12 protein-coding genes are annotated in these 14,677 nt (G+C 29.1%); 7 read left to right on the top strand and 5 right to left on the bottom strand.

Annotation, left to right across the window (positions count from 1 at the left end):
* Positions 1-1,150 precede the first annotated feature (1,150 nt).
* The 5 genes from DD829_RS22720 to DD829_RS22700 form a co-directional block, all read right to left on the bottom strand.
* A complete protein-coding gene (locus DD829_RS22720; protein WP_108410698.1) occupies positions 1,151-2,008 on the bottom strand; it encodes a thiopeptide-type bacteriocin biosynthesis protein in 858 nt (285 codons plus the stop codon).
* A 15-nt stretch (positions 2,009-2,023) separates the two neighbouring features.
* Positions 2,024-4,261, bottom strand: a complete 2,238-nt coding sequence (locus DD829_RS22715; RefSeq protein ID WP_108410699.1) for a lantibiotic dehydratase family protein — start codon at positions 4,259-4,261, stop codon at positions 2,024-2,026.
* Positions 4,262-4,295: 34 nt separating this feature from the next.
* The gene (locus DD829_RS22710) at positions 4,296-6,551 is read right to left on the bottom strand and encodes a CocE/NonD family hydrolase (RefSeq protein ID WP_108410700.1); all 2,256 of its coding nucleotides are present in this window, start codon (positions 6,549-6,551) and stop codon (positions 4,296-4,298) included.
* Between the two features lie 166 nt (positions 6,552-6,717).
* The gene (locus DD829_RS22705; protein ID WP_108410008.1) at positions 6,718-6,930 is read right to left on the bottom strand and encodes a hypothetical protein; all 213 of its coding nucleotides are present in this window, start codon (positions 6,928-6,930) and stop codon (positions 6,718-6,720) included.
* A gap of 124 nt (positions 6,931-7,054) precedes the next feature.
* Positions 7,055-8,791, bottom strand: a complete 1,737-nt coding sequence (locus tag DD829_RS22700; protein ID WP_108410009.1) for a helix-turn-helix domain-containing protein — start codon at positions 8,789-8,791, stop codon at positions 7,055-7,057.
* Between the two features lie 323 nt (positions 8,792-9,114).
* Here DD829_RS22700 and DD829_RS22695 point away from each other — a divergent pair, with 323 nt between their 5' ends.
* The 7 genes from DD829_RS22695 to DD829_RS22660 form a co-directional block, all read left to right on the top strand.
* Entirely contained in the window at positions 9,115-9,714 is a 600-nt protein-coding gene (locus DD829_RS22695; protein ID WP_116548189.1) for a hypothetical protein, read from the top strand.
* 445 nt (positions 9,715-10,159) lie between these two features.
* Complete coding sequence (locus DD829_RS22690; protein ID WP_116548188.1) at positions 10,160-10,501, top strand: hypothetical protein; 342 nt, start codon at positions 10,160-10,162, stop codon at positions 10,499-10,501.
* A gap of 570 nt (positions 10,502-11,071) precedes the next feature.
* Complete coding sequence (locus tag DD829_RS22685) at positions 11,072-11,308, top strand: TIGR04139 family peptide modification target (RefSeq protein WP_116548187.1); 237 nt, start codon at positions 11,072-11,074, stop codon at positions 11,306-11,308.
* Between the two features lie 85 nt (positions 11,309-11,393).
* A complete protein-coding gene (locus DD829_RS22680) occupies positions 11,394-12,278 on the top strand; it encodes a hypothetical protein (protein ID WP_108411346.1) in 885 nt (294 codons plus the stop codon).
* Entirely contained in the window at positions 12,275-13,171 is an 897-nt protein-coding gene (gwsG, locus tag DD829_RS22675; RefSeq protein WP_116548186.1) for a grasp-with-spasm system ATP-grasp peptide maturase, read from the top strand. The genes DD829_RS22680 and gwsG overlap by 4 nt, the downstream gene beginning before the upstream one ends.
* A gap of 175 nt (positions 13,172-13,346) precedes the next feature.
* On the top strand, positions 13,347-14,435 hold the full coding sequence (gene gwsS / locus DD829_RS22665) for a grasp-with-spasm system SPASM domain peptide maturase (RefSeq protein WP_116548184.1): 1,089 nt from the start codon (positions 13,347-13,349) through the stop codon (positions 14,433-14,435).
* Positions 14,436-14,447: 12 nt separating this feature from the next.
* Positions 14,448-14,677: cysteine peptidase family C39 domain-containing protein (locus tag DD829_RS22660; protein WP_185140328.1), on the top strand; the 230-nt coding region annotated here is incomplete at its 3' end.

The raw sequence follows: 14,677 nt of genomic DNA, 5'->3' as shown, positions 1-14,677 counted from the left end.
TCTTTTTAGTAGAGTTACTTCAGGTTTTAGCCTTATTTTTTTAGGTGGTCTTCAGGCTAAATTATATCCACCTTGAGTTTTAAAGTCTAATTTCATTTTTGTGTTGTTTTTATGATGCAAATATCCATCTGGGAAGCGACAAAACTTGACGTATTAAATTCATTTTCAGATATTTTTGTTATTTTTTTACAGTTTTCTGATAATCAGTAAGAAAGATTTACAGACTGTTTTTTTAGCTTATATGTAACAGATAAGCATACACAGAATAAAGAAAATAATATTTAATCCAGCTGATTTTATGATGCTGTAAATTTCAAAAGGTTTTAAGTGGACGATGGATTGGCAGGTTAGAGAATGAACCCGGACAATAGAAGCTTGATAGGGAAGGATTTCTGTATGTAGACTTTTAAGAATTAGCAGGTAGTAATAAATAAAAAAAGAGGCTGTCTCAAAAGGCAGTCTCTTTAAAAAACACAAATGATGAAAAAAAATTAATTTCCAATGCTGTCTCGCATCTGAAAACACTAATCTACAATTTTTTTTGTAAAGTTTACAATTTTTGAAAAGAATATAATGAGTGGCACAAAGATTCCCGGTTTTATAAAATCTCATCCTCTTCAGTATGGTTATCTGGAAATACAAATTCTGCTCTTTCTGAAATTTTCTCCAGTAACGGAAAAAGGAGTTTTTCCTTTTTTGACCTAGTGGGATCATTATTGCCTGTATGGATTTCACATACAAAAATACTTTCCCGGTTAAAGTCTTTTTTTCGAAGGGATATTCTTCCTATTGTTCCTAATTCTTATTGTTCGAAAACAAAAAACCACCGCTTATGGATAAACTCCTGTCTGATCTTAATTTCAAAAGAAGTTCTTTATTCAGTCTGTCAAAATCTTCCTGTTTCATTTGTGATATTTAAACAAAAATAACAAGTCGTGTAAACACGAACACTAGTTAAGTAGCTGAAAATATGGGCTGTCTGTTTTTTAAAACATCACAACAAATTTAGTTCTTATTTAGACCCCAAATTGCAAAATTTTATTTGATCAGATTAGGCTTTATAGACATAATGTTTTAAGCATGGTATAATTATTTGATCCACATTTTTGTAAAATCTTTTTAACCAACTGTATTTATATATTCGGATCTATTATGATGTTTGACGAAGATGGTAAAAGGTTTCTGATTTATAATACCTTACCAAATAATCATAGATAATCATCTCAAATATTCTTTGATTGGAAACAAAAAGCCTGTTGATATTCATGTGGAATATGCTTTGAAAAAAGTTCCTCAAAGAAATTCTTAAAGATTGATTTTCATTTTGACGAAGGACATTTTCTAAAGCAGCATTGTTTTCTTCAATATGAAATAAAACAGTGCTCCTCTCTTCCGAAAACTCGTCTGAACTCAAGAAATCCAAATATTTGGGTCTGAATTCCCGGTACTTTTTATCCAATTGAGAATTAAGCTTTTTATCGGCATTGAATTCTCTTTTAAAAGAATCATTAAAATCTTTCATCCATTCCAACTTTTCCTGAACTGAAATATTTAATTTATTGAGCATCTGATCAATCAAAAAAAGGCTGACAATAATCTTTTCCTCGTCGTCATAAGGTAGACATTGAAGGGTAAGCTCACTGTTTCTGTAAAAGAAAATTTCCGCATCTTCCATCGTATTTTCTCCATAACGTTCAATTTCACGGTTATACGTATCTATTACAATATTTGAAATTTCCCCGCTTTCTGTAAAGTTTTGAAGAGAAGCGTTAATGCTTTTTAAAACTTCAGTGTAGTTTTGGATATCAGTCAGCATAAACCTTACTCTCAGGTGAGGTTTTGGATCATTGTAACGGATAAAAAACCATTTGTGAATATAATTTTCTTTCTGAAAATATTTTACCAAGGGCTCTATAGACTCTTCTAAAATGAGGTCTGCCGTTTTTATTCCTGTGTAAATTTTAAGATATAACCATTCGCTTCCTGGAGCAAATTTTCTTTTCATCATTTATGTAGTGCTTTTTTATTTTATTTTGTACATGGGAAAGATAAATTCTCGCTTGTAGTCGTCATTTTCATTATATAAAAATTCTTCGATAACAACCGTCTTTTCTGTTTTTACCGTTTGTAAAAAAACTGTTACCATATCATCATTTTCCAAATTAATAGATAAGGTATTGTCGGATTTTACCAATTGAATCCATTGAGGAATTTTTCTTTTCAGTCTCCAGTCTTGCAGTTCCGAAATAATCTGATCGTTGCTTAGATGTTTTTCAGATAAAAAAGCAAGATCTTTTTCTGTGATTTTCCACTGTGCTTTTGAAAGAACGATATTGTTGTATTCAACCCTCGGGAGAAATTTATAGATATGTTCTAATCCGCCCCAATTAAAATACAGTCCGGATCTGATGTCCTGCGACTGGAGATCACACAAAAAATGATATACCGGTAAAGTATTGTTATAGTAATTGTGGGCATTAGTGAGATAGGGTTTAACCTCTTTGTTTAATTTCCCTGAACGTAAAACGATCCTGTTATTTTTTATGGAAATAAAAAGATCTTCGACCGAAATTTGGCAATCAGCAGATACAACCGATTGTGCAAGAAAAGGAATTTCATATTCCCTTAAAGTTGGTCTTCTTACAATATTTCCTATTCTTGCTTCCGGAAGATGAATAATTTCTGCAAGAATATAATCATTATACAACGCTTCTTCTTTATTTGCGATGCTTATTGTTAAATCTCTTACTTCTGATTTTTCTGAACAGAATCTTCCTAAAAGATTGGCTGCGCTTTTTCCAGTACTGCCGTTCAGTATCATTTTTTCCTGATCTCCTTCTGAAAAAATCTCAGCCATAAAAGAAATTGTTGCCGGAAGATCATCCCAGTTCTCCTCTTCGATGTCTTTGAAGTCTTCGTCTGAAAGTTCAATTTTATATTGCTGCTCCAATAAAGCTTCCTGCAGTTTTTCATTTAGAATCCTGTGAATAGAATTAAGTGTCAACTGTAAATCCTGTTTTTTTCCGGAACCCTGAAACTTCAAGTCTTCCAGATAAGGATGAATTCCCTTTGCCGAATTATTTTGAAGATATCCGACTCCAATCTCAGTATCAAGAGCATTTAACAAAGGGACTTCCTGAGTTTCAAACCTTTCATAAAATGCTTTTTTAAATTGCTCAAGCTGAGTTTCCTTTTGTGGTAACGTAATTTTATTCAGAAAGCAGATGCCTTTCTTTAATTCTTTTTTCCAGACTGATGGTAATGTGAACTTGGTTCCATAATAAAGATCTGTCTGAAACAAATATTTCTGCTCATAGTCTATTGTAAGAGACTGGATCAGCTCTTCAATTTCTGTATAAAGAGAAATGGGATTTCCTGTAGTACGATCCAGCTTTTCAAGCTTTTTCTTAATTGATGTTAAAATCTGTACTTCATGTTCTGCATTTATTTTATTCAGAACAGAAAGGATCGTGTCAAAGAAATCATCTCCGGAAACATTCGGCTCTAATTCACTTACAAGAACCTGATTATCGATAAGTTCTTCAATAAATTCTTCAGCTTCTTCTTTTGTTATTTGTTTCTGCGAGGTCGGCGAATTCTTGATCTCTTCGCCAATTAATATTTCAGCAATCTGCTGTATCGTTTTTCCCTGCCTGGAAAAATTTATTATTTGCCCCAGTTCTTCAGAAAGCGGAGCAGAGGAAATAATGTATTCTCTTTTTCCCGCCGTGTACTGATATTCTATATAGCGGATTTTATTGCCTACTCTATAAATACTGTTGTTAGGATAAAACGAAAGCCTGTTTCTTATCTCCTGACTTTTTTCAAAATACTGAGCAAGCGAAACAAGGAAATGCATATCCAGCTTGGTATCGCGGATCAGATGAGATGATAATTCTTTATCATCTTTATTAATGGATATTGATTTTTCTGAAAACTTTCCTAAGCCTACTGAGGAAAACAAGCCGAATGGTGTACAGCGTGTACTCATCCGGCTGTAATATTTTAGTATTGTGTTTTTTAATTTTGCAAAGTCTTTTGATACAGGTTCTCTTTCAGAATTGAGCCATTTTATGACTTCAAGATGAAGATGGGGTGAAGCCAGATAAAGCGCTTCCTGAAATATGGGATCAGAACAAATTTCTCTGATCTTATTTTCTGGAATTTGAGATTTACTGATTGTTTTCTGAAAATCTCTGCATGAAAATAAAGGAGTACGAACAACGAACTCTTCAAAAAATTGATAAGGGAACCGGGACATTTTAGTTTTGTGTTTTTAATTGTACGGTATTGTGCTAGTTACTATTTTGCGAACTCTGCTCCATAACAGGTATTTCTATATAACTGTCGTTATACCATTTTATTTCCAGAGGCTCTTCGGCGTCGGCAATGGTTTCTTCACTCACGTCTTTTCCTGTACCGTAGTTGATTTGTGCATCAGCGCTTTTTCTAATGCCTAAAACCACAATAAGCCTACTTCCTTTTTCTATTTTTCTGCTGGTGAAAAAAGTATTTTTTATTGTAATATTTTCTATAACATTTGGGCGTAACAAATTTCTTTTAGTATTATCTTTTGCATAGCTAGCACGGGCAAAATACTCGTGTGATAACTTGAAATATTTGCCGGTTGATAATTTTTCATAGATAGTTATGGTAACATCTATATCTTTTTTATTAATAGCTGTCTTTAAATTCCCTGTAAAACTGCCATTTATTTCAAAAGGAACATTAAATGTATCCGTTTCAAATACAAGCTTATCTTTTAAATTTATTTTTTGTATTGAATCTATTATTTTTTCTCCGTCAAGACTTTGTAATGTATCTTTTCTATCCAAAAAATCTATTTTTTGAAACATAAAGTCTACTTTAGGTTTTGCCTCTTGTAGCTTTGTTTTATTTAAATATAATTTTAGTTTTCTATTACTTATTTTATCAATACTCGCTACATTTCTCCATTGGTTAGTCCCCATTACTTGGAGATTAACTTTATCTTTAAGAAATTTCGGTTTTTCTTTTCCTTTCAATATATAATCAAACCATTGATATGAAATATCCTCAATATTAATCTTTGCAACTGGATCTATTTTATATCCTTTATATTCTTCTTCTACTCCGGAGATTACTCCGCTATGGCTATATGGTCCAATTACAAGATAATGATTGGCATTTTTATTATATTTATGATGCTCATTGTAGTAATACATTGCCCCTCTCTGATCTGCATCAAAGTAGCCTGTAAATGTTAAAACCGGAATATCAATTTTAGCAAAATCTTTTTTATAAGGGAGTTTAGATTGCCAAAATGCATCAAAAGAAGGATGTTCCAGCCACTTTTGAAAAATAGGATTTGTTTTCCCAAGCAGACTGTCTAATTTATTAAAAGCAATACCTTTTTTATAGTACGAATTATATAAAGAAAGCCATTTTTTTTCATCGATAAAAAGTTTGCTGTCTGTTTGTTTTTTAGCATAATTTAACCAACGCAACATATAAGGGCTGAAACAATTATTATACATAGGAAAGTCTAATCCGAAACCAACGGATGCCGTAGGAATTATTGTTTTTAAAGCAGGATGAAGGTTTTTTGTAGCAGCCCATTGACTGAAACCGTCATAACTTCCACCTATCATCCCTACTTTTCCATTACTCCAAGGTTGTTTTATAATCCAGTCTATTATTTCATTTACATCTTCTACTTCAAACTCAAACGGCGTAATTTCATCACGGCTTAAATATATACCTCTGCTATGGGCGTATACAATATTATAGCCTCTATTTGAATTTGATTTTGCTATAGAAGTAAAATAATCATTATTACGTAAATAGGTAGAAAAGTGTAAAATTGTAGGAGAAGCTTGTTTTATTTTTTTATTGAGAACATAATAGAGAGTAAGTTCATTGCCTTTCTTGGTTTTCACTATAATACTATCTTTTACTAAGAATTCTTCTTCATCCAATTTTTTTAGAAGAGGCTTAGCAATAGAAAATGTTTCAGTAATCACCGTATAATAATTATAATGCCTGCATAATAAAACTGCATTTTTTAAGGATATACTATCTTGTTTTATACTGTCTTTTAAAATCTTAATAACTTCATTCTTATTATAATTTTCTTTAAATTTAAAGGAATCTGGAATTAGATTTTTAGATAGAAAGGGTAAACTTGAGTATTTTTCTCTAAATAATCTTTCATAAGTTGATCGAACATCTTTGGTCTTTGCCTTCTTCATTAAAATAAAGAACTCAAACTGAATACCCGCTATTTTTGAATAATCCGGATAAGAATCTTTATAGAAATTACGAATTTTATCTAAAGTATTGAGGGCTCCATTATAATCTTTATCCAGAATTTGAAACCTGAGATAATTATCCTTATATTTTAAAGAATCCTTTTCTTTATAAACTTTCATAAGCTCCTTATTTAACTTAAGGAGCTCAGTTTCAAATTCAGGATTTTCTAGTTCTATTTTCTTAAAATAAAGCTTTTGTGAAAAGCAAAATGACAATGAAAACAGAAATAATATTAACCAAAATTTCTTTTTTTTGTTCATTAAATATAATTGTTAATGCCAATTAAGGGTTGGATTTTCAATTTATTTGATTTTCAATCATTTAAAAATTTAATGAAAGTAATTTCTAAATTTTCATCTTTGTAAGATATTGATTTTCAATAACGATTTTTCAACCCTTAATTCGCATTGTTAATGATTACGATCACTAGCCATTGTTTCCGGCTCCATCATCTCCTGCAATAACAATTGGAGGTACTCCTGATATCGGCTTAGGGGGACACTTTTCACTTGTTGTATCTCCACCTGTCATTGTATCATCACCGCCACCATAAGCGTAACCTCCTTTTATAACATTCAATTGGGTAATCTGAATTTTTTTTAATGATAATTTTTTTCCAGTTTGTTTTTGTTTTTTCATTTTGATAATAATTTTATAGTTGAGACAGCAAAATAACAGTACTTGTTCTGTTTATCAAAAATAATGATCTCGAAATTTATCAATTCCGTATACATAAATTTGTAAAACACTTATTTTCAGCACTTTATTTTTCACCCTGTTCTTGTAATAATTTAATAAAATAAGACGGTAGGGTTCCTGTAATTTTTTTAAAAGCATTTGCAAAAGACTCTGAACTGTTGTACCCTATATCATCTGCAATGGATGCAATGGTATGTTTTCTTAACTTTTCATTGGAATTTAACTCTTCTACGACATACCGAATACGTAATTCATTTAAGTATTGTGGAAAAGTTTTTCCTTTTAGTTCATTGACTGACTTTGATAAATAATCACGATTTGTATCAAAATCTTTAGCAAGGCTGTCTACTGTAATATTTTTACGCAGGAATTCTTTGTTATTTTCAAACTGCTCTAATTTTCCTTTTATATTCTGCAGTTTTTTATCAGATAAAATACCTTTGGGTTTTTCTTCTTTTGAAACATTTCCTTCAATCATTTCATTATTAGATGAAGGAAAAACTATAGATTGTTCCTTTGATTTTTCGAGCAATAGCTCAGCCTGTTTTTTATACTCTTGTACCCTTCTTTTATATAAGTAAATTAAAAAAAGAATACATAAAAAGCCTACTCCTAAAAGCCAATATAAAAGCTTGTTTTTATGATCCAGATCTTTGATTAACTCTTCTTTTTTCTCTAATAAAATAGGAGTGTCATACTTTTTATAAATTTCTTTCGAAAGATATTGTTTACTGTTATTGATGATACTGTCTGCATAAAATAGCTTATCAATATATTTAAGCTGATTCTCTCTATCTCCTTTCTTCTTATAATAATCAATTAATACTTCATATCCGTCTCTCGTAATGGGATAAAAATCTTTTGAAAATGATAATACCGAATCTGCTTTAATAAAATATTTTACGGCTAATAATTCCTTATGAGTATCATAATTAATTTTACCTAAAAAATAATACGTGATAGCTAAATTTCCGTAATCATTGTTTTTGACAAAGTTTTTTTCAGCTTCCAGATGCTTATCAGAAGCTTCCTTATAACTTTTTAAATAGTACTTAGCAATTCCTATCCCGGATATAAAATAAGGATAGTGTGTATAATCTTTATACTTATTACACTCATTAATTCCCAGATCAATATAATTTAGAGCCTTTTTATATTGTTTATTTTTGCTATAGCTATTGGAAACCGAAAATATAGAGCCTATGTAACTTTTAACATCTTTATCCGATGTGTTCATTTTATGCTTCTGGTAATTATAATACTCCAGAAAAAGAGGAAGAGCTTCTTTATTTTCTTCTGTGGCAGTCTTTAAAATCCCCAGCAACTTTTTAATATAAAAAAATTGATCCGGATTTTTATTTTTTGATAATTCCTGAGCTTGAATGTAATGATCCAGTGCCTTTTTATATTCCCAATCATAATTGAATAAGATTCCTTGAATGATATGAGCTTTTGCAGGATATTCTTTGTGATCAATACTTTGTGTTATTTTTAATAATGTATCGGCATAAGGATGCCCGTTTTCAGATTCAAGCCCCTTTATATGAGCTATTTTATAATATCCGTCATAAATCAACTCATTATTTTTTTCCTTTTTTCCTTTACAAAGAATAGTATTGGCATATACTTCAGCCTTATTGTTGTCTATTCTAAACACCTTATCATAAGCTTTCTTTAGCTGTTCGAAATTTTTGTTTTTTAAAGAGTCGGGAATATGAAAACTTTTTACACTTTGCGAAAAGTATAAATTTTGGCAAAAAACCAATAAAAAAATGAGGGATAACCTTTTCAGTAGTCTCATAATTTGTGTATAATATTTTTTCAAATACAAAAGTACACATTTTGAGCTTTATAAATACTGAATGCGAAGAATAGGGTTAGTTTTTGATTTTCAATTGTTTGTATTTGAAAATTGACCAATTTCGAATTGTCTTTATGCGAAATTGACCAATTTCGAGATGCTTCCTTTGCAAAAGATTACAAACCACACCATCTTTGCTTCAACAAAAAACATAAGTATTTATTTTTTGTAGTGCGCAATATGAAAATATGAATATGAAATGTTGACTGTTACCAATCTCATATCGGAGATAATGCGAAAAAATTAATTTAAAATCAAAATTTATGAAAAATTTATTTAAGTTTGTATTTGTTATGGCAATATTTGCTGGAAGTTTTATGTTTGCACAATCAAAAGAAGATTTGGAAGCGTTTGATGTTGTTAAATCTGAAAAAGTATTATTATCCAATAATATTGTAAACAGCTTTTTTGAGTCTACTAGATTTAAATCCAATAATCCAGATGTTATAATTAATGAAGAAAATGTAGAATTATTAACATTAAAAAATAATTATCAAGTTGTAAAACTTACGATTGATAAGAATGAAAATTTTAATTTGATTTATGCAGTTTATGATCCTAGTGATAGAACTTTTAATTGGTATTTTATGGCTAATAACGAAAAGGAAATAAAAGTTATGTCGCCCGAAAAAGAATTAATAATTTCTTATGTTCAGCACGATGGATTTGTTAGTATTGGTAGTGTTGCTGGAAAAAGAAGTCCTTTTGGTAAGTGTATGGATGCGGTAGAAGAGGATTTTACGAATGATTGGATTGGCTGGGCGGCTTGGAATTCATCTCCTTTACCTGCAATAGTAGCTGCAACAATGTGTCAAATATGTGTTACAAAGCATAAATCTTGCCCTCCAGCTTATCATCCGTAAACAAGAAAATAAAAATATGAAAAATACTAAATTAATTACCGTTACCCTATTGTTTATTTTGACTACAACTTTTGGAAGTATAATGAAAATAAACCATATTAGTTACGCTAATTTTATCTTAGCAATAGGAATAATTCTTTTGATTACAACAATCTACTTTTTTATTCAAAAATATCGAAGAAAAAAAGGAGTTAATTAGTTTACTTAGAATATAAAGGCTACTATTTAAAATTTTTAGAAAAAAGAGATTTAAATTCACTAGCTACAAGTTGAAGTAGTTTATTAACCTATACTATTAAGACAACAAAGTTATATATTAATAGGAGATATTAATTGAGTCTTTTTCGAAGATATTAATTTATTTAAATAATTATTCAGATTGATTAGATTATTTGTGATTCTCTCCATCTTCTTTTTTCCATTAAATGTAAAATCTCAAACCACAATGTCTGGTTTAGATAAAGGTTTAGCAATCGGAAATATTCTTGTACAAGGCTACGCTGCATTAAAAGGAAATGGTACAAAACATGTAGATCCCAATGCAAAAACGGTAGACAGTTTCTGTTTCAAGAATAAAATGGATGAAAAGATTACCATAAAGATTAATGGTAAAATAGAAGATGAAGAAATAAAAAAAGAGTTCGTTATACCTAAAGACGAAAAAGAGTGTACGTTTAATTTACCTAAAGGTATTTATACCTACGAAGTATTACTTTCAAGCAAAGATACTTACCAAAAAGGTGAATACAAAGTTTCAGAGGAAACCTTAATGACAATAAATCGTTAATATATAAACCGCTTTGCTAATTGTAAAGCGGTTTTTCTTATGGCAAATATCTCCGGCTTGTTGTTGTCTATTCTAAACACCTTATCATAAGACTTTTTTAGCTGTTCAAAATTATTGTTTTAAAGAGTCGGGAATATGAAAGTTTTTACACTTTGCAAAAAGTATAAATTTTGGCAAAAAACTAATAAAAAAACAAGGGATAACCTTTTCAGTAGTCTCATAATTTGTGTATAATTTTTTTTCAAATACAAAAGTACACATTTTGAGTTTTATAGTTATCACATATTAAATCGAACTCACGTTAAATTATAGAATTAGTTTTTGATTGTCAAAAACTAATCTATAGAAATTGATCAATTTCGAATTGTCTTTATGCGAAATTGACCAATTTCGAGATGCTTTGTTTGCGAAAATTACTTAATTATCACATCTTTGCTTCAGGTAAAAACACAAATGTTTTATTTTTTGTATGTGTACAGTACAAAATATAAATATTAAACGCTGATCAGCAAAAACCCATGTCAGGGGATTATATGACAAAATATTTATTAAATTAAAAATTTTAACAACATGAAAAAGTTGAAAGGAATGAAGAAAGATTTTTCTTCATTAGAAAACAAAAAATTAAAAAATTTAGATTCAATATTTGGTGGATTTCCAGGTTTTACAACTGATTTTTGGTCACAATCTTCAATTAGTCAATGGAATTGTTCGGATATTGATACTTATGTAGATGGTGTACATGTTCAGCGTCAAGAATGCCTAACAGATGATTGTGCTGATTCAACTATTATTACACAAAAATAAAAAATGACTGTCCTATGAAAATAGGACAGTCTTAAGATATAATTGTTTCATCATATTACTTTCTAAATTTCTTTTAACTCTACATATGATTAAAAACCTATTTTTCTTTATTAGTTTACTTATTCTCTTTTCCTGTCAAATAAAAAAACAAAACCATATCAGCTATTTAAATAAGGTAAATGATATTGATAATATATATAGACTAAAAAATGATACACTTACAGCGATTGAAAAATATAGAAAATTATTTAAAGAATATCCTCCTCATAATTCCCATCTAATTAATGAGTTTCAAACTTATATTATGCTTTCTGATAACCGTAATGAAAATTTTGGAGGCAAAGAAAGTTTGTACAAATTAATTCCATTGATTGCTCCAAATTGGAAGTACAATAAATATGACAAGTCGCTAATCTCAATTTATAAAAAATACAATATTGATAGTATTGAATTAGAAAATCGTATAACTGATTGGAAAAAAAGTCTTAATAAGAAATTAGTAGATTCATTTTCGAAAGCTTTCTTTCGAAATCAGGAATTTCGAACACCTAAATATATTGAAAAATTGCAAACTATTAATGATAAAAAAAATTCAGAATTATTTCTTTGGACGTTTAATAATTATGGGTTTCCATCTATTAATAAAATAGGTTTATGGGGTAATAGTAATGTTTTTATGCCTATGGGGAATATGTTGAATCATATGGCAGGATTAGATAATAAGCATTATAACTTTTTTAAAGAGAAGATTTATGAATATGTGAAACAAGGAGAGTGTGCTCCTGAAGATTATGCAGAAATGATTGATAAAAGAGCTTTTATTGAGGGTAAGGATTGTGTTTATTGTAATGTTAGCAATTCACATATTAAAGATAGTTTACAAATCAATAAAAATCGTAAGGATATCGGTTTGCCAAGTTTGAAGCACAGCAGAAAGATCAACTCTGATTATTTAAAAAAATTAAAATGATACTTATAATTTCAGAAAATAATGAAAGAACCACAAATGAAGTTATACGTTGGCTTATTTCACTTGGGAAAAAATTTATTCGTGTTCATGAAGATGAGATTTTCACAATTAGAATAAAAGAAAAACGAATATATATAGAAAGTAATAGAAACTGTTTTTTTATTGATGAAGTTACAAGTGTATGGTATAGAAGAGGAGGATTAAAATTTTCAAGAAAAAAATATGACAACCTAGCCGTAAATCTTCATATGAACGAGCACCAGCACTGGTTAGAAAATTATGTGAGAAATTATCTCGAAAATAAAAGTCATATTAATAAAGAAACTAATTATCATGTTAATAAATTGAATGTTTTAACTACTGCAAAAGATATTGGGTTTGATGTTCCTGAATACTTTTTAACAGAAACTACTGATGATATAGATTTAGAGAAATATATAATTAAGCCTATTGCAGGTAATGGTATTTTAAAATTTGACGAATATTATGGAGTTATGTATACTTCAATAGTTAAAAATAAAGAAAAAGAAGATTTTTATATTACTTTTTTTCAAGAAAAGATTGAAAAAGATTTCGAGATAAGATCATTCTATTTAAACGGGAGAATTTGGTCTATGGCAATTTTTTCTCAAAATGATAACCAAACAAAAATAGATTATCGTAAATACAATAAACAAAAGCCTAATAGAAATGTCAGGTATAACCTTCCAAAAAATATTGAAGAAAAAATTACAGTTTTAATGAATAAACTGGATTTAAACTCAGGTTCTATTGATTTTATTAAGAGTAATAACAATATTTATTTTTTAGAGGTAAATCCTATTGGACAATTTGGAAATGTTTCATTTTATTGTAATTACAATTTAGATTATGAAATTGCAAAAACTTTATGAAAAAAATTATTAACGAAAAAAACTTGCTCCCACTGACGTTTAAGTATATTGAATTCTCAAAAAAAATGGTTAAAGTTAAAAGTAAATCTACTCTAACATTTTTTGTTGAATGTGAAAAATTTCAGACAGAATACCTTATTAGAGCGAGACCATATAAATCAATCACAAGACTTTTATGAACTATTTTAATTTATTTAGTAATGTTTTTATTACTAAAGGTGTTAGAAGAATTCTCATCAACGACTTACAAAGAAATGAATTAGAATTATTCCCATTAGAGTTTAACAATATAATAGAAGATCTTAATGAAAAATCAATAGAAGATACTATTAACTTATATGATACTGAATCACAAGAATTTGTAAAAGGATATATATCAATACTTTTAGATAAAGAGTATGGATTTATTACAAAGAATAACTGGGATAAAAATTTTCCTCCCCTATCTTATCAATTTTACACTCCAAATACTATTACTAATGCTTATTTGGAAATTGATAATATAAATACTTTATCTAAAGTCAATCAATCATTGTCTAATTTAGGAACTGAATATATTGTAATCCACTATAACAATTTGTTAGGTATTTCAGATATTAAATTTATTGAACAAATATTTAAAAATTCATCTGTAATATCAATAGAGATTATTTCTCAATATAAAGAATTTCACAATGAATTATTTTTTGAAATAATAGAAGATTTTTGCGAAAGAATCTATAGTTTTTCTTTTTATGATTGCAATAAAACTCCATTTAAAGTAAAAGATAAATATAAGTTTACAATTTCATTTGTAAATGAAAAAATAAATAAAAATTCTTGTGGAAAAGTAGATCTGCGATATTTCAACACTAATACCCCTAAGGTTTTAGAGGCTATTAACTATAATTCTTGCCTTCATAAAAAAATTGGTATTGATATAAATGGTAATATTAAAAACTGCCCTGCTATGTGCAAAAGCTATGGAAATATTAAAGATACGACTTTAGAAAAAGCATTAGCGCATCCAGATTTCAAAAAATACTGGAATCTTACCAAAGATGAAATAGAAGTCTGTAAAGATTGTGAATTCCGATACATTTGTACAGATTGCAGAGCTTATACCGAAAGAACCCATACCAATGCAGAAGGATTAGATATATCAAAACCTTTAAAATGTGGTTACAACCCTTATACCGGTGAATGGCAAGAATGGAGTACCAATCCGTTAAAAGAAAAAGCCATTAAATATTACGGAATGGAAGAATTGGTGAAGAAAAATTAAAAACACATTTAATTGAAAAAAAAATTTCCTTTCTATCGCCAACCAGATTCTAAAGACTGCGGTCCTACCTGCCTTCGTATTGTAAGCAAACATTATGGCAAAAGTATCTCGCTCCAACAAATTCGTAACCTTTCAGAAACGACAAGGGAAGGAAGCAGCTTACTCGGATTGAGTGATGCTGCGGAAGATCTTGGGTTCCGTTCTTTAGGAGTTCAGATTAATTTTGAATCTCTTGCAGAGGA

It is taken from the genome of Chryseobacterium sp. HMWF035, from assembly GCF_003094695.1.
Taxonomy (GTDB): Bacteria; Bacteroidota; Bacteroidia; order Flavobacteriales; family Weeksellaceae; genus Chryseobacterium; species Chryseobacterium gambrini.
This window is presented reverse-complemented; position numbering and strand designations above follow the sequence as displayed.

Excerpts from the sequence above, each read along its gene's own strand:
- DD829_RS22720 (WP_108410698.1), bottom strand. The coding sequence starts at position 2,008 with ATGATGAAAAGAAAATTTGCTCCAGGAAGCGAATGGTTATATCTTAAA.
- DD829_RS22715 (WP_108410699.1), bottom strand. The coding sequence starts at position 4,261 with ATGTCCCGGTTCCCTTATCAATTTTTTGAAGAGTTCGTTGTTCGTACT.
- DD829_RS22710 (WP_108410700.1), bottom strand. The coding sequence starts at position 6,551 with ATGAACAAAAAAAAGAAATTTTGGTTAATATTATTTCTGTTTTCATTG.
- DD829_RS22705 (WP_108410008.1), bottom strand. The coding sequence starts at position 6,930 with ATGAAAAAACAAAAACAAACTGGAAAAAAATTATCATTAAAAAAAATT.
- DD829_RS22700 (WP_108410009.1), bottom strand. The coding sequence starts at position 8,791 with ATGAGACTACTGAAAAGGTTATCCCTCATTTTTTTATTGGTTTTTTGC.
- DD829_RS22695 (WP_116548189.1), top strand. The coding sequence starts at position 9,115 with ATGAAAAATTTATTTAAGTTTGTATTTGTTATGGCAATATTTGCTGGA.
- DD829_RS22690 (WP_116548188.1), top strand. The coding sequence starts at position 10,160 with ATGTCTGGTTTAGATAAAGGTTTAGCAATCGGAAATATTCTTGTACAA.
- DD829_RS22685 (WP_116548187.1), top strand. The coding sequence starts at position 11,072 with ATGAAAAAGTTGAAAGGAATGAAGAAAGATTTTTCTTCATTAGAAAAC.
- DD829_RS22680 (WP_108411346.1), top strand. The coding sequence starts at position 11,394 with ATGATTAAAAACCTATTTTTCTTTATTAGTTTACTTATTCTCTTTTCC.
- gwsG (WP_116548186.1), top strand. The coding sequence starts at position 12,275 with ATGATACTTATAATTTCAGAAAATAATGAAAGAACCACAAATGAAGTT.
- gwsS (WP_116548184.1), top strand. The coding sequence starts at position 13,347 with ATGAACTATTTTAATTTATTTAGTAATGTTTTTATTACTAAAGGTGTT.